The sequence below is a fragment of the Myxococcus sp. CA005 genome (assembly GCF_006518205.1).
Taxonomy (GTDB): domain Bacteria; phylum Myxococcota; class Myxococcia; order Myxococcales; family Myxococcaceae; genus Myxococcus; species Myxococcus xanthus.
Genome location: NZ_SRLV01000027.1, coordinates 63807 through 84690 on the forward strand (window position 1 = coordinate 63807; position 20884 = coordinate 84690).

Sequence of the window (20884 nt, forward strand, 5' to 3'; positions counted from 1 at the left end):
CGGGCTCTTCGCGCGGAGGCGGCCCGGCGTCAAGCCATGACGCCGGGCCGAGGCACATCCGTGGACGCCCGGGCTAGGCCGAGCGCTTCACGTCCTTCGAGGTGTCCACCAGCACCTTGGCGAAGGTGAGCCCGTCCGGGCCCGCATCCGCCTGGATGTGGTCGCCCGGGACGAACTCGCCGCCCAGGACCTTGAGGGCCAGCGGGTCCAACAGGTTCTTCTGTACCGCGCGCTTCAGGGGCCGCGCGCCGTACGTCGGGTCGTAGCCGCGCTCGGCGAGCAGCTCGCGCGCCTTCTCCGTCAGCTCCAGCGTCAGCCGCTTGTCGGCCAGCAGCTTGGACAGCCGCGCCAACTGCAGGTCCACGATGCGGTAGATGTCCTTCTTCCGCAGCGGCTCGAAGATGACGATCTCGTCCACGCGGTTGAGGAACTCCGGCCGGAAGTGCGCGCGCAGCGCGTCCATCACCTCGTTGCGCGTGCGCTCGTCCAGCTCCTCCTTGCCCGCCATGCCGGCCTGGATGTCCTGCGAGCCGATGTTGGACGTCAGGATGAGCACCGTGTTCTTGAAGTCCACCGTGCGGCCCTGGCTGTCCGTCAGCCGGCCCTCGTCGAGAATCTGGAGCAGCACATTGAAGACGTCGTGGTGCGCCTTCTCGATTTCGTCGAAGAGGACCACCGTGTACGGCCGCCGGCGCACCGCCTCGGTGAGCTGGCCGCCCTCCTCGTAGCCGACGTACCCCGGAGGCGCGCCGACCAGCCGGGCCACGGAGTGCTTCTCCATGTACTCGGACATGTCGATGCGGACCATGGCCGAGTCATCATCGAAGAGGAACTCCGCCAGCGCCTTGGCCGTCTCCGTCTTGCCCACGCCCGTGGGGCCCAGGAAGATGAACGAACCGATGGGGCGGTTGGGGTCCTGCAGTCCGCTGCGCGCGCGGCGCACGGCGTTGGACACCGCCTCGATGGCGCTGCGCTGGCCAATCACCCGGTTCGCCAACCGGTCCTCCATGTGGACCAGCTTCTGGACCTCGCCCTCCATCAGCCGCGAGACGGGGATGCCCGTCCACTTGGCCACCACCTGGGCGATGTCCTCCGCGTCGACCTCCTCCTTGAGGAACTTCTGGTTCTTCTGCAGCTCGGCCAGCTTCTCGTTCTGCGCCTTCAGCTCCTTGTCGAGCGAGGGGATGACGCCGAACTTCAGCTCCGCCGCGCGGTTCAGGTCGCCCTGACGCTCGGCCGCAGCCTGGTCGTTCTTCGCCTTCTCCTGCTTCTCCTTCAGGCTGCGGATGGCGCCAATGGCCGTCTTCTCCGCGTCCCAGTGCACCTTGAGCGCGTTGAACTTCTCGCTCAGGTTGGCCAGCTCCTTCTCAATCTGGCCCAGGCGCTCCTGCGAGTGCGGGTCCGTCTCCTTGCGCAAGCCCTCCCGCTCAATCTGGAGCTGCGTCATCTTCCGGCGCACGTCGTCCAGCTCCGTGGGCATGGAGTCGATTTCGATGCGCAGGCGGCTGGAGGCCTCGTCGACCAGGTCGATGGCCTTGTCCGGCAGGAACCGGTCCGCGATGTAGCGGTGGCTCAGCGTGGCGGCGGCCACCAGGGCGTTGTCCTGGATGCGCACGCCGTGGTGCACCTCGTAGCGCTCCTTCAGGCCGCGGAGGATGCTGATGGTGTCGTGCACGCTCGGCTCGCCCACCAGGACGGGCTGGAAGCGCCGCTCCAGCGCGGCGTCCTTCTCGATGTGCTTGCGGTACTCGTCCAGCGTGGTGGCGCCGATGCAGTGCAGCTCGCCGCGCGCCAGCGCCGGCTTGAGCATGTTGCCCGCGTCCATGGCCCCTTCGGCCTTGCCCGCGCCCACCAGCGTGTGGAGCTCGTCGATGAAGAGGATGACCTCGCCCGCGGCGTCGGCAATCTCCTTGAGGACGGCCTTGAGGCGCTCCTCGAACTCGCCGCGGTACTTCGCGCCGGCCACCATGGCGCCCAAATCCAGGGACACCAGGCGCTTGTTCTTCAGGCCCTCCGGCACGTCGCCATCGACGATGCGCCGCGCCAGTCCTTCCGCGATGGCCGTCTTGCCCACGCCGGGCTCGCCGATGAGCACCGGGTTGTTCTTGGTGCGCCGGCTCAGCACCTGGACGCACCGGCGGATCTCCTCGTCACGGCCGATGACGGGGTCGAGCTTGCCGGAGCGCGCCGCCTCTGTGAGGTCGCGGCCGTACTTCTCCAGCGCCTGGTAGGTCGCCTCGGCGTCCTGGCTCGTCACGCGCCCGGAGCCCCGGACCTCCTTGAGTCCGGACAGCACGCGCTCCCTCGTGACGCCCGAGGACTTCATCACCTCGCCCACCGCGCCCTTGTCGTGCGTGAGCGCGAGCAGCAGGTGCTCCGAGGAGATGAACTCGTCCTTGAGGGACTTGGCCTCGTCCTCGGCCTTGTCGAAAGTCTTGAGCAGCCGCTGGCCCAGCATCGCGCTCTCGCCCCCCTGCATGCGGGGCAGCTTCTGGAGCGCCTCGCCGAGCCGCGCGGCGAACAGCTTCACGTCTGCCCCGATCTTCCGGAGCAGGGGATCGACGATGCCGTCCTTCTGGCCGAGCAACGCAGCGGCCAGGTGCTCGGGCTCGTACTGCGGATTGTCCGCCCGACGGGCCAGGCTCTGACCCTCGTGGATCGCCTCCTGCGCCTTCACTGTGTACTTGTCGAGTCGCATGCCTCCAACGTAAGAGTCGGCCACCCCTTGGCAAGCAGCGCACGTGGCGCGACGTTTCCGCTTGTCTGGAATAGTTTGGACTCCTGGTAACTACCTGCTTTTCAAGGTGCCGGAGTTGCCAGCGGGTATGATGCCGGGTATAGGCGGCGCCCAATCCCCTGGGGGGCTGAAACTGAAAGCACACGGCGGATATCTCCTACGACTCGAGAGCTTCGGCGGCCTGGAGCTGCTCCGGTTGGCGCGTGAAGCGCTGGCGCTGGACGGTGCGATGGGCGCGACGGGGCTGAAGGTGTCCGTCAACCGACGCCGCAAGGTGGTCCGTCTGGCGTACGTGGCTCCCTTCACCGAGGGACGGCAGGGCGCACACTGGTATGCGGCCCACCATGCGCTCCCCCGGCTGCTTTCCCGGGCGACGAACGCCGCCGTCCAGGCCTACGTCTATGATCCAGACGAAGGCGAGCAGGTCATCGCGTACGGCAACGGCCGGCGCGTGGGCGGTGAGCGGGTCGTCTACGAGGACGTGGAGCTCCCGGTGCCGCTGGACCAGATGGACGACGCGGCCTTCAAGCACATGCAGGAGCGCTGGCCGGTGGGCCACCTGGCGTACGTGTTCGGCCTGACGCGCAAGGAGCTGCTGCGGCTGCCGCGCGTGGCTCCGGGCCACGAGCTGGCGCTGGAGGGCCGTGACGCAGAAGGGGCCGCCGTCCTGGAGGCCCTCCTGCCGACCTGCCAGGTGACGCTGCCGGAGTCCGACGCCCTCTGAGAAGGGCTACTCCTCCTGCGGCCCGTCCTGCACGGCCATGGCCTCGCGGACGCGCTGGCTGCGGAAGTACTGCCCCAGAAGCGCGAAGGTGCCCGCCACCACCACGGTGCCGAAGATGGCGCTCCCCACGCCCATCGCGCTCAGGATTTCGCGAGAGGCCTCGACGGTGATGTCCGGTGGGAACTCGGGCATCTTGCTCATCGGCTCCGCCAGCGCCGCGAAGAGGCGCTGCTTGGCCACGGACATCTGCGCGCCGTCGATGGTGCGCAGCCCGGCGGCGATGATGGCCGCGCGGCTCAGGACCCGGCTCAGGGCGTCGCGGTGCAGGTTCTCCGGACTCAGCATGCGCGCCGCGGACACGCTGACAAAGGCGCAGGCAACGGCCAGCAAGCCGAGCAGCACCGCGCGCGGCTCCCGCATGGGCTCCAGCGCCGCGTAGTAGACCTCGAGAATCTTCGGGTCGAGTGCCGGGGCGCCGGGAATCCGAGGCAGCTCCTGCTCCATCCGGAGTGAGCGCGCTTCGTAGAAGTTCGCCATCTCGACGGCTTCCATCAGCGCCGCCCAGCCCGTGAGGATGGAGAGCACCAGGCCCACGATGGCGGCGAAGCGGACGCCACCGGGCAGGCCCTTCCTACTGGAGTGCTTCACCGCTTGGTCGCCTCCACGTAGCGCAGGCGGAGGTCCGCGAGCAGCCCGTCGAAGAGCTTCTCTTCCTCGGCTGTGAGGTTGCCCCGCGTCTTCGCGCGCAGCATGGACAAGAGGTCCAGGTTCTGCCGGGCCAGCGGCAGGTCCTTCTCCGTCTGACCCGTTTCAGGATTGGGCGCACCTCCCAGGTGGATGAGCACCGCGGTGCCCAGCCCCACGATGAAGGTGCTGAAGGAAATCGACTCCTCGGACGCGGAGCGCGCTTCCCCCCGCATCACGAAGGTCTCGCCGCGCTTCTCGTCCCCGGAGCTCATGCGGAGACCGGCCCCTCATCGTCGGAGGTCTCGTTCGAAGCGGTGGCGGCCTCGTCGTCGCTCTCGGCCTCGTCGTCGCTCTCGGCGTCGTCGGCCTCGGCGGTGTCGCCATCCGTCGACTCGGCGGCGGCGGAGGTCTCGGCCTCATCGCTGTCGTCGGACGTATCGTCGCCCTCGTCCTCGAAGTCATCCTCTTCGTCGTCGAAGTCGTCGGCGTCGTCGAGCATGAGCGTCTCAACGGGGACGGACTTCTCCGCCACGTCGGGCAGGCCCTGGAGGTGGCGCTCGTACTCCGCCTCGTCGAGCTGGCCTGAGCGCACGTACCGCTCCGCGGTGCGCTTATCGAGGTACTTCGGGTCCGCCGAATCCGCCATGGTTCAAATCCTCAGAATTGCTTGGAAAACAGCGCGGCACCTTATAGCAGGGTGGCCATCTGTCAACGCCGCCGTCCTGCCTTCCAGAGCCGATGAACGCACCGTCCCGCCCGCACCTTCCCCGCGGTCCTTACCTGCTGTGCGACGACTCCGTCCTGCCGGAGATTTCACTGGTGGACAAGGCGGCTCGCCTGGTGGCCGGCGGGGCCCGGCTGGTGCAACTGCGCATGAAGCGCACCCCGATTCGTGAGGCGCTGGCCGCCACGCGGCAGGTGGTGGCGCTGTGCCGCCGGGAAGGCGCGCTGTGCCTGGTGAACGACCGGGTGGACCTGGCGCTGCTGGCGGACGCGGACGGTGTGCACGTGGGTGACGAGGACGTGCCCGCCGAGGATGCGCGCGCGCTGCTGGGGCCTGGCCGTCTGGTGGGCGTCACGGTGCGAGACGTGGTGGGCGCGCGGGCGGCGCAAGCGGCGGGGGCGGACTATGTGGGGCTGGGGCCTGTCTTCCCCACGTCGACGAAACAGGTGCCCGCGCCAGTGCTGGGTCTGGAGGCCTTCGCGTCCGTGGTGCGTGACAGCCCGCTGCCCGTGGTGGGCATTGGTGGGGTGGGGCTGGTGAACATCGCGAGCGTGGCGGCGGCCGGGGCGCACTGTGCGGCGGTGGTGTCCGACGCGCTGCTCGCCGCGGATATCACCGAGCGTGTGAGGCGGTTGGTTGAGGCGTTTGAACAGGGGCGTTTCGGGGCATAGCCTCGAAGCCAGGAGCTTCCATGAACAACCATTCGCGTCACCACGGGCCGGCGCCGCGCCGCCCCAACATCGGCATCACCCCGGACTGGAGTCCGGCCGGAGAACAGCCCTTTGCCCGCTATGAGCTGAAGGTTCCGTACGCGGACGCCGTCCTTCGCGCGGGCGGGCTGCCCTTCGTGTTGCCGTATTCGGACGAGCCGGCCTGCGTGGAGTCCTATCTGGACCGCATCTCCGGGGTGCTCGTCACGGGCGGCGCGTTCGACATTCCTCCGTCGGCCTACGGCGAGGATGCGCGCGAGGGCTTGGGGGCGCTGAAGGAAGGGCGTACCGCTTTCGAGGCGGCGCTCATGCGCGGCGCGCTCAAGCGCAACATGCCGCTGCTGGGCATCTGTGGCGGCATGCAACTGCTCAACGTCATCCTGGGTGGCACGCTGTACCAGGACATCGGCCGTGAGGTGGAGGGCGCTCGCGAGCATGAGCAGAAGCACGACCGCACGCACCCGCAGCACCCGGTGGACGTGAAGAGCGGCACGTTGCTGGCGGAGGCGGTGGGGTATGGCCAGTTGATGGTCAACTCCACCCACCACCAGTCGGTGCGCGGCGTGGGCAAGGACGTGACGATTACCGCGGTGGCGCCGGATGGCGTGGTGGAGGCCATCGAGTCCTCCGTGCACACCTTCGCCGTGGGCGTGCAGTGGCACCCCGAATACATGTCCACGACCATTCCGGTGCACGTGGGGCTCTACAAGGCGTTCGTGCAGAAGGCGCGCGAGCATCGCCGGTGAGTCCCCGCGTCCTCCTGCTGGCGGGGTTGGAGCCCACGGGACGGGCGGGGCTCTTGGCGGATGTCGCCGCGGTGCGCGCGCTGCGGGGCCAGCCGGTGGCGGTGCCCACCGCGCAGACGGCGCAGGGTGTCCGCACCTTCACCTGGACGGCCTCGCCGCCGCGCGTGCTGTCCGCGCAGGTGGCCGCCGCGCGCGAGCTGGGGCCGGTGCACGCGGTGAAGTGCGGCATGGTGCCCGCGCGCGCGCAGCTCGAGGCCGCGCAGCGGGCCCTGGAGGACACGGGCGCGTGGTGGGTGGTGGACCCGGTGGTGCGCACCTCCCGGGGCGAGCCGCTGACGCGCCTGTCCGCACGGGCCTACCTGTCTCTGGCCGGGCCGCGCGTGGTGCTCACGCCGAACCTGGATGAAGCGGGCTGGCTGCTGGGACGCCCCGTCGCGCGCACGGTGGAAGAGGCTGTCGAGGCCGCGGAGGCACTGGCGCAGCACGGCTTTGGCGCGGTGCTGGTGAAGGGCGGGCACTTGCCGGACACGCAGGGGTTGGCGGACGTCCTGGCCACACCGGGCCGCGTGCGAGTGCTGGAGGGCAAGAGGCTGGCACGCGCCCCCGGACGCCGGGGCACGGGGTGCCGGCTGGCCTCCGCGCTGGCCACGGAGCTGGGCCGGGGCCGCGCGCTGGAGACGGCGGTGCGTTCGGCCCGCGCGCTGGTGCTGCGCTACCTGCGGACCGGCGCGGAGTAGGGCGGGCCCGCTGCTCCTGCGAACCGGCAGGGGCGGGTGCGAGGTGCACCGCACCCGCGCGAACACGGAGGGCTGCTACTCGCTCCGCGACCGGCTCTCGAAGCGGGTGTACTCGGCCAGGAACACCAGGTCGATGGAGCCAATGGGGCCGTTACGCTGCTTGGCGATGATGAGCTCCACGGGGATGACGGTGTTCGACTGCTGCGCCGGCTGCCCGTCGGGGCCCGCCTCGTCAGACGTCTCACGGTGGATGAACATCACCACGTCGGCGTCCTGCTCGATGGAGCCGGACTCACGGAGGTCTGACAGCAGGGGCTTGCCGTCCTTGCGGTCCTCCACCTTTCGGCTGAGCTGACTGAGCGCGATGATGGGCACCTCCAGCTCCTTGGCGAGCTGCTTCAGTGCGCGGGAGATTTCGGCGACCTCCAACTGGCGGCTCTCCACCTTGCCCTTCTGATGCATGAGCTGGAGGTAGTCGATGACGATGAGCGACAGGCGCGGGTCGCGCTGCTTCACGCGGCGGGCCTTGGCGCGCAGGTCGAACGGGGACAGACCGCCGGAGTCGTCGATGTAGATGGGGGCGTTGTAGAGCGCGCCCGCCATCTCCTGGAACTTCTCCTCGTCGTGCGGCGTCAGCCGGCCGCCGCGCAGCTTCTTCATGTCCACGCGCGCGGTGGAGGCCAGCAGACGCATCAGCAACTGGTCGGCGGGCATTTCGAGGCTGAAGATGCCGACGGCCTTGTTCTCCTTCAGCGCCGCGTGCACCGCGATGTTCATCGCGAAGGACGTCTTGCCGATGCCGGGACGCGCCGCGAGGATGATGAGCTCGCCGGCGTGCAGGCCGGTGAGCTGGTTGTCCAGGTCGATGTAGCCGGTGGACAGGCCCGTGATGCCCGTGGCCGCCGCCTTCATCTTGTCGAGCAGGTCGAGCGTATGCTCCATCAGCTCGCTGACCGGGCGCAGGTCGCCCTCGCGCTTCTTCTCCGCGAGGAGGAATACCTTGCGCTCGGCCTCGTCGAGCAGCACCTCCAGCTCGCCCGTCTCCTGGCTGGCGAGGTCCTGGATCTCCCTGCCCGCCTGGGCCAGGCGGCGGCGGATGGCCTGGTCCTTGACGATCTGCGCGTACTGGACCGCGTTGGACGCGATGGGCACCACCTGGTCCAGACGCATCAGGTAGGCCGGGCCGCCCACCGACACCAGGTGGCCCAACACCTTCAGCTCCTCGGCCAGCGTCAGGTGGTCCACCTGTCTCGACTGGCCGTCGAGCTTCAGCATCGCCTCGAAAATCTGGGCGTGCGCGGGGCTGGAGAAATCCTCTGGGTGGACGACCTCGCCTACCGCGGCGATGAGCGTATTGTCCGCCAGCACGGCGCCCAGCACGGCGCGCTCCGCGGCGAGGTCCTCGTGGACCTTCCGACCCTCTCTGAACTCGTGGACGTTCTCCATGGCAGCCCGCCCACTCTACAGGCAGGGCTGACACAACCAAATTTGCTGCCACAGCCCTGTAGCAGTGACGCTTACCCCTCCAGTCCCCACTTCTGGAGGAACGCTTCACGCCAGGTGCGGCTGAGTACGACGGAGCTCCCGTCCTTGAGGACGAGGATTCCATCCCCGTGGCTCCACGGCTCCAGGCGGGCCACCGCGTCCAGATTGACGATGTCGCCCCGGTGCACCCGGACGAAGCGTGAGGGGTCCAGCCGCTCCTCCAGGGCGCGGAGCGTCTGTCGTACCAGGTGCTCGCCTTGGCCCGTGTAGAGCCGCACGTACTTGTCTTCGGCTGACAGGTGCCAGACGTCCGCCAGCGGCAGGGGCACCCAGGCCTCGCCCACCTTCACCACCAGCCGCTCCAACGGACGGCCTGCGGGGGCCCGCCCCAGCTCCGCTAGCAGGGACTGGATCCGCGCGGTGTCCGGCATCCCGCTGCGGAGCACCGCGTGCGCCTTGTCGAGCGCCCGGCCGAAGCGCTCCGCGTCGTAGGGCTTCAGCAGGTAGTCCACCGCCTGCGCTTCAAAGGCCGCCAGCGCGAAGGCGTCGTACGCGGTGGAGAAGATGACGGCCGGACAATGCTCCGGGCCCAGGGCCTCCAGCACCTCGAAGCCGGTGAGGCCCGGCATCTGCACGTCGAGCACCAGCAGGTCCGGGCGCAGGGTGCCCACCTGCCGCAGCGTCTGCGGGCCGTCCGTCGCTTCGCCCGCCAGCGCGAAGCGGGCGTCCTCCGCCAGCAGGCGCTTCACCTTCGCCCGCGCGGGCGCTTCGTCATCGGCCACGAGCACCTGGAAGCGCGTCATGCCGCGGTCTCCCGGGGCAGCCACAGCGACACGCGCGCGCCGCCCTCGGGGCCGTGGCTCCGCTCCAGCCGCGCTCGGCCCCCGTGGAGCAGCGTCAGGATGCGCTCCAGGTGCGACAGGCCCACGCCGGGGCCGGACGCGGGCGAGGCCACGCCGAAGCCGCGCCCCGTGTCCTCCACTTCCAGCCGCCACCCATTGCCGTCCTCCCGGGCCTGGATGCGCACCTCCAGCGGCTCTGTCCGGTCCTGGTTGTGCTTCACCGCGTTCTCCACGAGCGCTTGCAGCGCGAAGCAGGGCACCTGGGCGCCGTCCAGGCCGGGGGCCACGTCCCAGCACACCGTCACCCGCTCGCCGAAGCGCGCGGCCAGCAGGGCCACGAAGCGCGCGGCCTGGGTTCGCTCCTCGGCCAGCGTCCACGTGGCCTCGCGCCGCTCCATGCTGGCGCGCAGCAGTCCGCCCAGGTCGCTGAGCAGCCGGTCCGTGCGCGCGAGGTCCTCGTACATCACCGCGCTGACGGTGTTCAGGGCGTTGAAGAGGAAGTGCGGATGGAGCTGGCCGGTGAGGGACTGGAGTTGGGCCGCTCGTAACTCGGCCTCCAGCGCGGCCTCCCGCAGCGCCCGCGCCTGACGCTCCTTCCAGGTTTGGAGGAAGCTCCAGAGCGTGGCGGTGACCGTGTACGAGATGAGGTCCTTCTGCGCCTCCATGGGGATGCGGAAGGCGAGCGCGCCATAGTCGTAGGTGCCCCAGCCGAGCAGCGCGTACAGCAACTGCCGCGTCCCCACCATCAGCGCGGTGTGCAGGCCGGTGAAGAGCACGAAGGCCACGGCATGAATGCCCAGGAAGCGCCCCCATCCCACGCGAGGGCTCGGTGCGTTGACCACCGCCGTGTAGAGGATGGGTAAGACGGCCCAGATGCCGAGCGCCCCGGTGATTTCCCAGAGGAAGGGACGGGAGCCCGGGAGGGTGCCGCCGTCCCCGAGGATGGTGAGCCACAGCGTGAGCCCCATCCACAGGCCGATGAGCAGGCAGAAGCCGAACAGCGCCAGCGCCGGCTTCGCGCGGATGCGGGGCCACTTCCAGTCGAAGCCGGCCTGGGGCGGAGAGGGCGTCATGGGCGTCGTCAGGCAGTATGCACTGGGGCGGCGGCGTGGATGGGCGCGGCCCGTTTCGAGCGAGCCGGCATCCCGAAGCACGCTCGCAGCCAGGGCACCCGGGCCACTCCTTCACACAGGCCCCAGGTGAGACCGAACGTCAGCGTGAGCACCGCCAGGAAGAGGCCCCAGGGGCCCACGGGCCAGTCCACGACCGCGAAGCCGACGACGACGATGACCGTCTGGTGGAGGATGTAGAACGGGTAGGCCCGCTCGCGCGCGTGCCGGAGCCAGGGGCGGCGGACGTGGATGCAGGCCCGCGCCCACGCCAGGGCCGTGAGGATGAAGAGCCACTGCAGCGCCGTGCGGCCCAGTGTCTCCAGTGGGAAGGCGTACTCGTTCGGCGGCACCATGACGGCGAAGAGCAGGCCGCAGGCGCCCAGCAGCGCCTTGCGCCGGGCCACCAGGTGCTCCATGACGCGAGGACACCGGCCCAGCAGGTGTCCGCCGATGAAGAAGAGGCCGAAGTGGATGAAGGCTCGCGGGTCGTCGAGCAGCGCGTGCGTCTGGGGGAAGCGGCGCAGCAACACCTCGTTGAGCGCGAGCGGCAGGAACAGCCACACCACGTTCCAGCCCCGGCTCAGCCACGCCTCGGCGCGCTGGAGCCAGACCTGGCCGCTCGCCGTGCGCAGCGCCGCGAAGAGGGGCAGCGCGAGAAGGCAGTAGATGAAGAGGTACGCGACGAACCACAGGTGGTGCCAGCTGAAGCTGCCGGCGGGGTAGGGCACGAAGCCGAACACGGACGGGTAGAAGTCCGCGTAGCTGCCCTGGAACGTCCCTCGCTGGAGCCGCTCCAGGTAGATTTGTGGCGGCACCACGACGAACATTCCGAAGACCAACGGGCCCAGGAGCCGCTTCGCGCGGTCCCCGGCGAAGGTGCCCAGCGAGCGCCGCCGCAGCGCGAACGCTGTGCCCAGGCCGGAGATGCACATCAGCAGCGGCATGCGGAGGTGATGCAGCACCTCCATGGGGGGCTCCAGCCACGGCAGGGCTTGGGCGCTCTTCACGTGCCAGTCCCAGGTGTTGAACATCATCCCGGTGTGGAACAGGTGCAGCAGGAGGATGGCCACCACGCGGAGCCAGTCCAGGTCCGGGCGGTGCTCATCGGTGAGGTGCGGGGGGGCGGTGGTGCTCATGCGCGAGCCTCCTTCCGCTCCGGGATACGCACCGCGCCCCGAGCGCTCCACGCATCTGTCGCCAGCCGGTTTCACGGGGGTGTGAGCCGGACGGGCGGGGTGGGGCGCAAAGGAAAAGGCCGCCCGGATTGCCCCGGACGGCCCTCTCTCACTTCAGTGAAGCCCGCGGAGGATTACTCCGGCAGGACCTCGAGCTTGATCTTCGCGATGACGTCGCGGTGCAGGCGCAGCTCCACCTCGTAGTTGCCCAGGGCCTTGATGGGCTCGGGCAGGTGGATGTGGCGGCGGTCGATGCTCTGACCCTCGGCGGCAACCGCCTCCGCGATGTCCAGCGCCGTGACGGAGCCGAACAGCTTGTCCTGATCGCCCACGCGGCGCTTGATGCTGACCTTGATGGCGCCAATCTTCTTCGCCTGCTCCTCGGCCGCGCCCTTCAGCTTGGCGTTCCGAGCGGCGATGACCGCCTTCTCGTGCTCCAACTGGCGGAGGTTCTGCTCGCTGGCCAGAACCGCCTTCTTGCGGGGCAGGAGGAAGTTGCGGCCGAAGCCGTCCTTCACGGTGACGAGTTCCCCGGACTTGCCCAGGTTCTCGATGTCCTCACGCAGAATGACCTTCATGTTCAGTCTCCTGTGCGGACCGGCGGACTAGCCGACCACCGCGTTGTAGGGGAGGAGCGCGATGCCACGGGCGCGCTTGATGGCCACCGCCACCTCGCGCTGGTGCTTGGCGCAGTTGCCGGAGATGCGGCGGGGGATGATCTTGCCGCGCTCGGTCACGAAGTACTTCAGCGTCGCCTGGTCCTTGAAGTCCACCGACGCGTTCTTCTCCGCGCAGAAGCGGCAGACCTTCTTGCGGCCGAAGCCGCGGCCACCACCGCGCTTGTCGTCGTCGCCGCCCAGCCCGCCGCCGCGGTCGCCGCGATCACCACCGCGGTCACCCCGGTCACCCCGGTCTCCACCGCGCGAACCACCACCGCCGAAGCCACCACCGCTGCGGGCGGGGGGGGCAGAGGCCGTCTTGCTATCCGTTCCGTTGCTCATGAGCGTTCTCGTATCCTGGAATGGTCTCTAGGGAATTGACCCAGAAGGCGCTCAGGCCTCCTCGGACGACTCCTCCTCGGAGTCGCCGCCCTGCTCCTCGGAACCCTCGGAGCGGAAGCCACCCTCGCGCTCCGCGGGAGCGCCCGGACGGGTCTCCTCCACGTCGCCGGCCAGCTTCACGTCCTCGAGCACCGGACGCGTCTCGGGGTCCACCTCGTCCGCGAGCTTCACGGAGATGTAGCGGGTGACCTCGTCCAGGTTGCGGAGGTTGCGCTCGATTTCCGCCACCAGCTTCGCGCCGCCCAGGAAGTGGGTGTGCACGTAGATGGCGCGGGGCTGCTTCGCCACGGGGAACAGGGTCTTCTTCTTGCCCCACACCGTGAAGCGGATGACCTTGCCACCCTCACGGGAAACGATGCCGCGGACGCGCTCCTTGAGCTTGTCCACGTTGTCGTCCGTCAGGTCCGGCTTGACCAGGAAGATGGTCTCGTACTCACGAAGCCGCGTCGCGGCCTGCGTCTCAGCCATTGTTTTCTCTCCCCTTGGGGTCGAGTGCCCTCCGGTGAATCCAGAGAGCGGGGAAACGGCCAGCGGACCTGAGAGGCCCACCGCCGGGGACGGGAAACCGCGCGCCCGTCACCCTCGCGCTACGTCCCGTGTACCAACACGGGAAGCTGGAAAAGAACATCCCACCGGGTCATCCCCGATGAGGGAAGGGGCCTTCTATGGGGGGCCCCCCGCCAAGTCAAGCGGCCGGGCGCCCCGTCCGCCAGCCCGTGGGGGAGCCTGGGGGCCTGCCTCAGGCCTTCCGGTTGAACCGGTTCATGGCCACTGACAGCCCTTCGCGGATCCACAGCTCCGTCATGTCCATGGCCCGGTCGATGAGCGCATCCATCTCCCGGCGCTCGCCGTCGTCGAAGTTGGACAGGACGTAGTCGGACACGCGCTCGCGGGCATTGGGGCCCTCCGGCTTGCCGATGCCGAAGCGCAGGCGGATGAAGCTCTCGTCGCCCAGGCTGGAGACGATGCTCTTGAGGCCGTTGTGGCCGCCGCTGCCGCCGCCGGCCTTGAGCTGCAGTCGGCCCAGGGGCAGGTCCAACTCGTCATGAATGACGAGCACGTCCGCGACCGGCACCTTGAAGAAGCGCGCCGCCTCCGCGACGGAGCGGCCCGACAGGTTCATGAACGTCTGGGGCTCCACGAAGAGGACGCGCTCGCCCGCCAGGGTGCCCTGGCCGACCTTGGCCGCGAACTTCTCCTGGTTGAGCTGCGCCCGCGCGCGCGACAGCAGCGCCTCCACCACCATGAACCCGATGTTGTGCCGGTGCCGCTCGTACTCGCGCCCCGGATTGCCCAGTCCGACGATGAGCTTCATGACGTGGCTCCCGAAACGAGAAACGGGGCCAGCCCCTTACCGGGCCGGCCCCGCTCCAGAAGGACCGCTGAAGGCGACAGACTACTTCTTCGCCGGGGCCTTCGCGTCCTTGGCCGGAGCCGCCTTCGCGTCCTTGGCCGGAGCCGCCGCGGCAGCCGCCGCGCCCGGACCCGCCTCCACGGCCTCCGGCGCGCTGATGACGGCCAGGGTGTAGTTGACGTTCGTCTTCACCGACACGCCCTCGGGCAGCTTCAGATCGTTGATGTGGAGCACCTCAGCGATCTTCATCGGCGTCACGTCCACTTCGATCTTCTCGGGGATGGCGCCCGGAAGCGACCAGACCTCGATCTCACGGCGGGCCTGGGTCAGCAGACCGCCGTCCGCCACACCCTGCGCGCGGCCGGAGAGCACCAGCGGCACGTTGACCTTCACCTTGTCGGTGGGGCGCACGTCCAGGAAGTCGGCGTGCAGGATGGCGCGGGTGACGGGGTCCATCTGGTAGTCCTTCAGGAGCACCTGGCGGTCACCGCCCTCCACCTTGATCTGGATCAGGGTGTTGAACTTGTGCGGGGTGTTGATGGCCTGGCGGACCGCCTTGGGGTTCACGGAGATGTGCACCGGCTTCTCCAGGTGCTTTCCGTAGACGACGGCGGGAATCAGACCCTGGGCGCGCAGGCGGCGGGCAACGCCCTTGCCGGAACCCTCACGCGGCTTGGCCTCGAGGGTGCTCGTATTGACGGACATGGAATCCTCACGGATGGGACTGCGGGTGCCACCGGCGGCCCTGGCGCCCTCGGCATCCCGCCCCAGTGGCGGGCCCCGAAGACGGCGCCTGTGAAGGCCTCCGATGGAGGGTCGTGCACATGCCAGCCGGAGGGCCTGGAGTCAAGCCGCCCGGCGGGCAAGCGCGCGCCGGCTCAGACGAACAGCGAGCTGAGCGAGTCTGCGCGGTGGATGCGGGCAATGGCCTCGCCGAAGAGGCGCTCGGTGGTGAGCAGGCGGATCTTCGAGCAGGCCTGCGCCGCCGGGGACAGCGGCACGGTGTCCGTGAAGACGACCTCTTCCAGCACCGAGTCCTGGATGCGCTGGATGGCCGGGCCGGAGAGGATGGGGTGGACCGCGTATGCCACCACGCGCCGTGCGCCCTTGGCCTTCAGCGCCGCGGCCGCCTGGGCGAGCGTGCCGGCGGTGTCCACCATGTCGTCCACCAGCACCGCGTCCTTGCCGCTCACGTCGCCGATGAGGTTCATCACCTCCGACGCGTTGGGGCGGGGACGGCGCTTGTCGATGATGGCCAGGCCCGTGTTCAGCCGCTTGGAGTACGCGCGGGCGCGCTCCACACCGCCGGCGTCCGGCGAGACGATGACCAGCTCCTGCGACTCCGGGAAGCGCTTGCGCAGGTCTTCCAGGAACACCGGCGAGCCGTAGAGGTGGTCCGAGGGGATGTTGAAGAAGCCCTGGATCTGCCCCGCGTGCATGTCCATGGACACCACGCGCCCGGCGCCCGCGGACTCCAGCAGGTCCGCGATGAGCTTCGCGGTGATGGGCGTACGCGGCGCCACCTTCCGGTCCTGACGGGCGTACCCGTAGTACGGAATGACGGCGGTGATGGAGCCGGCGCTCGCCCGCTTGAGCGCGTCACACATGATGAGCAACTCCATCAGGTGATCGTTCGCAGGCGGGCAGGTCGACTGGAGGATGAAGACGTCGTGGCCGCGGACGTTCTCGCCGATCTCGACGTGAATCTCCCCGTCCGAGAACCGACCGACCTCCGCCTTGCCCAGAGGGCGCTTGAGGTACTCGCAGATGCGATGCGCCAGGCCGGGATTCGAGTTCCCGGCGAACACCTTGAAGTCACGCGGCTGCATGGTGGGGCCGCTGACTAACCTGGACGCGGACAGAAGGAAAGAAGTCGTTAGTCGAGGTCCGCTGGCGCTGCGACGAGCATCCCGGCTTGCGCCTGATGGAGGTGTCGCTCGTACTCCATCAGGATGACGCGTTCCATTTGACTCCGCGTATCCGCGTTGAGCGGGTGGGCAATGTCCTTGTACGTCCCATCCTTCCGCTTCTTGGCTGGCATCGCGATGAAGAGCCCGGTCGAGCCGTGAATGACCTTCAAATCGCGAATGACGAAGCAGTGGTCCAAGGTGATGGTGACGTACGCCTTGAGCTTGTCCTCTTCGACCGGAAACACCCGGACGTCGGTGATGTTCATGGTCCCCCCCCGAACCCGAAAGGTCGGAGCTGAAGGGAAGCCTGGGACATACCGGGTGCCAAATGCAAGCGCGGGCGCGAGAGAGATTTGCGCCACTGTTCAATGCCCCCACAGTCGGCCGCTGCGAGTGGAGGCTAGGTCAGCATTTGCGGCCAGTGCATGACCAGGTGGGTCAGGAACGCGAGGTGGTAGACCACGATGACGGCATACACGGCGGCGCCCAGCCGGATGGCGATGCGGCTGGCCTTGAGGTGCCGGTGGATGCACAGCAGCCACAGGCCCGCGTTCACGATGACCAGCTTGGAGAACATGAAGAAGAGCGGGGACTGCTCATAGGCCTCCCGCATGATGGGGTTGAGCTCTTCGGCCACGCCCAGTTGGAGGAAGAAGAGGGTGAACAGCCCGTCCAGCAGGTTCAGCATCAACAACGCGACGGACGCCGGTGACAGGTAGAAAGAAGCCCTGTTGCCCCACGCCCCACCCCGCATCTGTCCGATCGTCGCCGCCACGCCCATCCCCCTTCGCCAGTCCGTAGCCAATGCTCTTCAAGAGCCTTGCCAACGCCCGCGGGGCCGGGTGACGGGCAGGCGAGGAAGCGGGCGACATCCGGGGACGATTCGGCTATGGGACGGGCGTGGCGGGAAGTTGACTCCCCTGGGGTCGTGGCAGACTATCCGCGCCCTTTCCGCCCCCGGCCCGTGAGCGTTCCTTGCACCAATTCCCCAAAGATATCGGGTGGATAGAGGTCATCTGCGGTTCGATGTTCTCCGGCAAGACGGAGGAGCTGATCCGCCGCGTCCAACGCGCCGTCTACGGCAAGCAGAAGGTGCAGGTCTTCAAGCCGCGCATCGACAACCGCTACGACGAATCCGCGGTGGTGAGCCACTCGCAGCACAAGGTGCTGTCCACCGCCATCGAGCGGGCTGAAGAGATTTTTTACAGGCTCGCGCCCGACACCCAGGTGGTGGGCATCGACGAGGTGCAGTTCTTCGGTTCAGAAGTGGTCGCCGTGGTGGAGGCGCTGGCCAACAAGGGCCTGCGCGTCATCTGCGCGGGCCTGGACCAGGACTACCAGGGGCGCCCCTTCGAACCGATGCCCCAGTTGATGGCGGTGTCGGAGTACGTGACGAAGGAGCTGGCCATCTGCGTGGTGTGCGGGAATCCGGCCAACCGCTCCCAGCGCATCGTGTCCAGTGGTGAGCGGGTGGTGGTGGGCGCGGCGGGCGCGTACGAACCGCGCTGCCGCAAGTGTCACGTGGCGGAACCGGCGGAGGGCACGCCGCCGCAGACGTTGGAACTGTTCGACTGAGCGGGAGCTGAACGGATGCGCGACACCCTGTACTCCAACGTTCCCTTCAAGCTGAACGAGATGCCCCACCACTATGGGCCTCACGTCCACCTGGTGGGAAATCCCTTTCTCCTGACCCAGCTGGCCACGCTGTGTTCGAAGGGCGTCATCCAGCCGCAGATCAACCGCCTGGTGGAGACGCTGTACGTCGACCTGGTGAAGACGGTGCTCAACGCGGAGTTCCCGCGGAAGAACGTCAGCCTGCCCACGCGGATGATCGACTCCACCCCTCAGGGGCTCTACCAGGGCGAGGTCATCGACCCGCAGGTGCGGGTGGTGACGGTGAACATCGCCCGGGCAGGCACGCTGCCGTCGCAGGTGACGTACGACCTGATGAACGCCACGCTGGACCCGACGGTGGTTCGCCAGGACCACATCATCATGAGCCGCATGATTGATGCCGCGGAGGCGGTGGTGGGCTCGGAGATTGGCGGCGCGAAGATTGGCGGCGACGTGGACGACGCCTTCGTCCTGTTCCCCGACCCCATGGGGGCCACGGGGGGCAGCCTGTCCACGGCGATTTCGCTCTACAAGAACAAGGTGCCCGGGACGCCCCGGCGCATCATCACCCTGAACCTCATCGTCACGCCGGAGTACCTGCGGAAGATGACCACGGACCATCCGGACGTCATCATCTACGCGCTCCGGTTGGACCGGGGCCTGTCCCCGCCGGAGGTGTTCGGCACCGAGCCGGGCGCGCTCTGGGAGAAGGAGCGGGGCCTGGATGACCGGCAGTACATCGTCCCCGGAGGCGGCGGCTTCGGGGAGATCATGAACAACGCGTACGTGTAGCGGAGGAATCCTTGGCGTTCTACGAGCAGGAAGTCGGTGTCCTGATTTCCGAGGACAAGTTGCAGGCGCGCGTGCGCGAGCTCGCGGCGGAGATTACGCGCGACTACGCGGGCAAGGACCTGACGCTCATCTGCGTGTTGAAGGGCTCGGCGTTTTTCGCCATCGACCTGGCGAAGTACATCGACCTGCCGGTGAAGTTGGAGTTCCTGGGCGTCTCCAGCTACCAGGGCGGCACGGAGTCCACGGGCGAGGTGCGCATCACCACCGACGTCAGCAAGCCGATGGCTGGCAAGCACCTGCTCATCATCGAGGACATCATCGACACCGGGCTCACCATGCAGTTCCTGCTGGAGAACCTGCGCGCTCGGCACCCCGCGTCGCTGAAGGTGTGCACGCTGCTGGAGAAGCCCTCGCGCGCCCGGACGAAGGTGGACATCGACTACAAGGGCTTCGTCATCGATGACCTCTTCGTCGTGGGCTACGGGCTCGACTTTGGCGAGGTGTACCGGAACATCCCCTTCATCGGGGTGATGAAGAACAAGTAGTCCCGGCCGGGTGCTGGCGCCGCCCTCGTGCGCGGCGCCGCACCGGTCTTCAGGTGATGCTCGGAACGGGCAGCGGCGCTCCACGCCGCCGCACTGGATGGAGCACGTCGTCACCGCGAGAAGCAGCGTTGCAGCCTTCGACAAGTCCTTTCCAGGTGGAGACGGCCTATCCAGGCTGTCTTTCCTATGCCTGAAGGTCAAAGAGGGCATGTCTGTGTATGTCAGGGGAGACGGAGGGCCATGGGCCGCTCACGGGGGCTGCTCAGCGGCCGTGACGCGGTGCTTCGCGTTGTCGTCTTCCGGTCCATGCGCAGCGTGCCTGGAAGAATTCGCTGAAGCGCGGCGTCTGGCCGCGCGAATCGAGGCTGACCATGGATGCATCCAGGGACAGGGCCGCGCTGGCTCGGGCGGGCAACCCCCGCAACAACGACGCCGTCCGGAAGTACGTTGCGGAGTTCATCGGGACGTTCGTCCTGGTGTTGGGTGGCGTCGGGGCGGCCGTGCTGGCGGGCGACCACATCGGCTTCCAAGGTGTCGCGCTCGCCTTTGGCCTGTCACTGCTGGCCATGGTGTACGTGATTGGGCCCATCTCGGGCTGCCATGTGAATCCGGCGGTGACGCTGGGCCTCTTGCTGTCGGGGAAGATGGAGGGCAAGGACGCGGTCGGCTACGTGGTGGCGCAGTGCGCGGGGGCCATCCTCGGCGCGGGCGTGGTGCTGCTGATTGCCAAGGGCATGCCCGGTGGGTACTCGGCGGTGACCGAGGGACTCGCGACCAACGGGTACGGCGCCGCTTCACCTGACGGCTTCAACATGGGAGCGGCCTTCCTCACGGAGGTGGCGCTCACCTTCTTGCTCGTGCTCACGGTGCTGGGCGCGACGGATGCGCGCGCCCCGGTGGGCTTCGCGGGGCTGGCCATTGGCCTGGTGCTGGCGCTCATCCACTTGGTGGGGATTCCGGTGACGAACACGTCTGTGAATCCGGCGCGCAGCCTGGGGCCGGCGGTGTTCGCGGGGAGCGTGCCCATGGGGCAGCTCTGGCTGTTCATCGTGGCGCCGCTCCTGGGAGGCGCCACCGCGGCGGCGGTGTATCGCACGGTGTTCCGGCCTGCCGTGCCCATCAGCGCGGAGGAGGCCGAGCGGGCGCTGCGGCGCGAGCGTGAGGCGCGAATCGCGGAGGATCGGGCGGGCACGCGCGCGCCCGTCTGATGCTGCGGGTCGCTTTGCTCGGCGGTCTCCGGCAGGTACGGTGACTGGCAATCGGGGCCAGTCGTGCCCCCACTGGAGCCGCCATGTTCTTCGACCCGACGCGCCTCACGGCCTACTTCCTGGCGGTGCTCGCGCTCATCCTGACGCCCGGGCCGGACACGATGTTCGTGCTGGCCCGGAGCATGGGGCAGGGGCGTAAGGCGGGCATCGTCTCCGCGCTGGGCATCTTCGTCGGATGCCTGTTCCACATCGCCGCGGCGGCGTTCGGGCTGTCGACGTTGCTGGCGACATCGGCGTTGGCCTTCTCCGTGGTGAAGTGGGGTGGGGCGGCCTACCTCGTGTGGATGGGCGTGCAGATGCTGCGCAGCAAGGACACCGTGGCCGAGGCGGTGCAGGCGCTGCCACCCGCTGGCCTGTGGCGCATCTTCCGCGACGGCGTCGTCACCAACGTGCTGAACCCGAAGGTGGCCGTGTTCTTCCTGGCCTTCCTGCCGCAGTTCGTGGACGCGTCCGCGGGCTCGACAGGGCTCCAGTTCCTGGGGCTCGGGTTGATGTTCTCCGTCACGGGCACGTCGTGGCTGGTGCTGCTGGCTGCGTTCGCGGGTGCCTTTGGGGGCTGGATGCGGCGCAATCCGCGCGTGGCGGCGTGGCAGAAGCGCGTCACGGGTGGCGTGTTCGTCGCACTGGGGGCGCGGTTGGCGTTGCAGCGCCAGGAGTAGGC

25 protein-coding genes are annotated in these 20884 nt (G+C 68.5%); 9 read left to right on the forward strand and 16 right to left on the reverse strand.

The features are described 5' to 3' along the window. Positions 1 to 73 precede the first annotated feature (73 nt). Positions 74 to 2698, reverse strand: a complete 2625-nt coding sequence (gene clpB, locus FMQ63_RS14495) for an ATP-dependent chaperone ClpB (RefSeq protein ID WP_011555066.1) — start codon at positions 2696 to 2698, stop codon at positions 74 to 76. 127 nt (positions 2699 to 2825) lie between these two features. On the opposite strand from clpB, the gene FMQ63_RS14500 reads away from it, so the two are divergent. Continuing rightward, a complete protein-coding gene (locus tag FMQ63_RS14500) occupies positions 2826 to 3461 on the forward strand; it encodes a hypothetical protein (protein WP_043612441.1) in 636 nt (211 codons plus the stop codon). A 6-nt stretch (positions 3462 to 3467) separates the two neighbouring features. Here FMQ63_RS14500 and FMQ63_RS14505 read toward each other — a convergent pair whose 3' ends face one another. From FMQ63_RS14505 to FMQ63_RS14515, 3 genes are read right to left on the reverse strand one after another with little or no spacing between them, the layout of a single operon-like run. Continuing rightward, positions 3468 to 4109: a hypothetical protein gene (locus FMQ63_RS14505; protein WP_011555064.1), complete on the reverse strand. Its 642-nt coding sequence runs from the start codon at positions 4107 to 4109 to the stop codon at positions 3468 to 3470. Further along, entirely contained in the window at positions 4106 to 4420 is a 315-nt protein-coding gene (locus tag FMQ63_RS14510) for a DUF1844 domain-containing protein (RefSeq protein WP_011555063.1), read from the reverse strand. Before FMQ63_RS14510 ends, FMQ63_RS14505 begins: the two co-directional genes overlap by 4 nt. Then, entirely contained in the window at positions 4417 to 4794 is a 378-nt protein-coding gene (locus FMQ63_RS14515) for a hypothetical protein (RefSeq protein ID WP_011555062.1), read from the reverse strand. The genes FMQ63_RS14510 and FMQ63_RS14515 overlap by 4 nt, the downstream gene beginning before the upstream one ends. Before the next feature lie 92 nt (positions 4795 to 4886). Here FMQ63_RS14515 and thiE point away from each other — a divergent pair, with 92 nt between their 5' ends. From thiE to FMQ63_RS14530, 3 genes are read left to right on the forward strand one after another with little or no spacing between them, the layout of a single operon-like run. Further along, positions 4887 to 5543 carry a thiamine phosphate synthase gene (thiE, locus tag FMQ63_RS14520; protein ID WP_011555061.1) on the forward strand — a complete coding sequence of 219 codons (657 nt, stop codon included), beginning with the start codon at positions 4887 to 4889 and terminating at the stop codon, positions 5541 to 5543. A 20-nt stretch (positions 5544 to 5563) separates the two neighbouring features. Further along, positions 5564 to 6328: a gamma-glutamyl-gamma-aminobutyrate hydrolase family protein gene (locus FMQ63_RS14525; protein WP_011555060.1), complete on the forward strand. Its 765-nt coding sequence runs from the start codon at positions 5564 to 5566 to the stop codon at positions 6326 to 6328. Further along, a complete protein-coding gene (locus FMQ63_RS14530; RefSeq protein ID WP_011555059.1) occupies positions 6325 to 7065 on the forward strand; it encodes a bifunctional hydroxymethylpyrimidine kinase/phosphomethylpyrimidine kinase in 741 nt (246 codons plus the stop codon). Before FMQ63_RS14525 ends, FMQ63_RS14530 begins: the two co-directional genes overlap by 4 nt. Before the next feature lie 75 nt (positions 7066 to 7140). Here FMQ63_RS14530 and dnaB read toward each other — a convergent pair whose 3' ends face one another. From dnaB to FMQ63_RS14590, 12 genes are all read right to left on the reverse strand, one after another. Beyond that, a complete protein-coding gene (gene dnaB / locus FMQ63_RS14535; protein ID WP_011555058.1) occupies positions 7141 to 8511 on the reverse strand; it encodes a replicative DNA helicase in 1371 nt (456 codons plus the stop codon). A 71-nt stretch (positions 8512 to 8582) separates the two neighbouring features. After that, positions 8583 to 9353 carry a LytTR family DNA-binding domain-containing protein gene (locus FMQ63_RS14540; protein ID WP_011555057.1) on the reverse strand — a complete coding sequence of 257 codons (771 nt, stop codon included), beginning with the start codon at positions 9351 to 9353 and terminating at the stop codon, positions 8583 to 8585. Continuing rightward, positions 9350 to 10465: a sensor histidine kinase gene (locus FMQ63_RS14545; protein WP_020478706.1), complete on the reverse strand. Its 1116-nt coding sequence runs from the start codon at positions 10463 to 10465 to the stop codon at positions 9350 to 9352. Before FMQ63_RS14545 ends, FMQ63_RS14540 begins: the two co-directional genes overlap by 4 nt. Before the next feature lie 8 nt (positions 10466 to 10473). Beyond that, on the reverse strand, positions 10474 to 11640 hold the full coding sequence (locus FMQ63_RS14550) for an acyltransferase (protein WP_011555055.1): 1167 nt from the start codon (positions 11638 to 11640) through the stop codon (positions 10474 to 10476). 173 nt (positions 11641 to 11813) lie between these two features. Beyond that, positions 11814 to 12257 carry a 50S ribosomal protein L9 gene (gene rplI / locus FMQ63_RS14555; RefSeq protein WP_011555054.1) on the reverse strand — a complete coding sequence of 148 codons (444 nt, stop codon included), beginning with the start codon at positions 12255 to 12257 and terminating at the stop codon, positions 11814 to 11816. 27 nt (positions 12258 to 12284) lie between these two features. Beyond that, a complete protein-coding gene (rpsR, locus tag FMQ63_RS14560; protein ID WP_011555053.1) occupies positions 12285 to 12680 on the reverse strand; it encodes a 30S ribosomal protein S18 in 396 nt (131 codons plus the stop codon). A gap of 51 nt (positions 12681 to 12731) precedes the next feature. After that, the gene (gene rpsF / locus FMQ63_RS14565; RefSeq protein ID WP_011555052.1) at positions 12732 to 13208 is read right to left on the reverse strand and encodes a 30S ribosomal protein S6; all 477 of its coding nucleotides are present in this window, start codon (positions 13206 to 13208) and stop codon (positions 12732 to 12734) included. Between the two features lie 271 nt (positions 13209 to 13479). Next, complete coding sequence (gene pth, locus FMQ63_RS14570; RefSeq protein WP_011555051.1) at positions 13480 to 14055, reverse strand: aminoacyl-tRNA hydrolase; 576 nt, start codon at positions 14053 to 14055, stop codon at positions 13480 to 13482. Between the two features lie 81 nt (positions 14056 to 14136). Next, positions 14137 to 14799: a 50S ribosomal protein L25/general stress protein Ctc gene (locus tag FMQ63_RS14575; protein WP_011555050.1), complete on the reverse strand. Its 663-nt coding sequence runs from the start codon at positions 14797 to 14799 to the stop codon at positions 14137 to 14139. A 173-nt stretch (positions 14800 to 14972) separates the two neighbouring features. Continuing rightward, positions 14973 to 15923 (reverse strand): ribose-phosphate pyrophosphokinase, encoded by a 951-nt coding sequence (locus FMQ63_RS14580; RefSeq protein WP_011555049.1) that lies wholly within the window; start codon positions 15921 to 15923, stop codon positions 14973 to 14975. 47 nt (positions 15924 to 15970) lie between these two features. After that, on the reverse strand, positions 15971 to 16270 hold the full coding sequence (spoVG, locus tag FMQ63_RS14585; protein ID WP_002634160.1) for a septation regulator SpoVG: 300 nt from the start codon (positions 16268 to 16270) through the stop codon (positions 15971 to 15973). Between the two features lie 134 nt (positions 16271 to 16404). Continuing rightward, on the reverse strand, positions 16405 to 16785 hold the full coding sequence (locus FMQ63_RS14590; RefSeq protein ID WP_171452260.1) for a DUF5658 family protein: 381 nt from the start codon (positions 16783 to 16785) through the stop codon (positions 16405 to 16407). 194 nt (positions 16786 to 16979) lie between these two features. On the opposite strand from FMQ63_RS14590, the gene FMQ63_RS14595 reads away from it, so the two are divergent. From FMQ63_RS14595 to FMQ63_RS14615, 5 genes are all read left to right on the forward strand, one after another. Further along, the gene (locus FMQ63_RS14595; RefSeq protein WP_011555047.1) at positions 16980 to 17579 is read left to right on the forward strand and encodes a thymidine kinase; all 600 of its coding nucleotides are present in this window, start codon (positions 16980 to 16982) and stop codon (positions 17577 to 17579) included. A 15-nt stretch (positions 17580 to 17594) separates the two neighbouring features. Beyond that, positions 17595 to 18410 (forward strand): uracil phosphoribosyltransferase, encoded by an 816-nt coding sequence (locus FMQ63_RS14600; RefSeq protein WP_011555046.1) that lies wholly within the window; start codon positions 17595 to 17597, stop codon positions 18408 to 18410. Between the two features lie 11 nt (positions 18411 to 18421). Continuing rightward, a complete protein-coding gene (gene hpt, locus FMQ63_RS14605) occupies positions 18422 to 18955 on the forward strand; it encodes a hypoxanthine phosphoribosyltransferase (protein ID WP_011555045.1) in 534 nt (177 codons plus the stop codon). 371 nt (positions 18956 to 19326) lie between these two features. After that, positions 19327 to 20163: an aquaporin Z gene (gene aqpZ / locus FMQ63_RS14610; protein WP_011555044.1), complete on the forward strand. Its 837-nt coding sequence runs from the start codon at positions 19327 to 19329 to the stop codon at positions 20161 to 20163. 83 nt (positions 20164 to 20246) lie between these two features. Further along, positions 20247 to 20882, forward strand: a complete 636-nt coding sequence (locus FMQ63_RS14615) for a LysE family translocator (RefSeq protein ID WP_011555043.1) — start codon at positions 20247 to 20249, stop codon at positions 20880 to 20882. Positions 20883 to 20884: the final 2 nt, after the last annotated feature.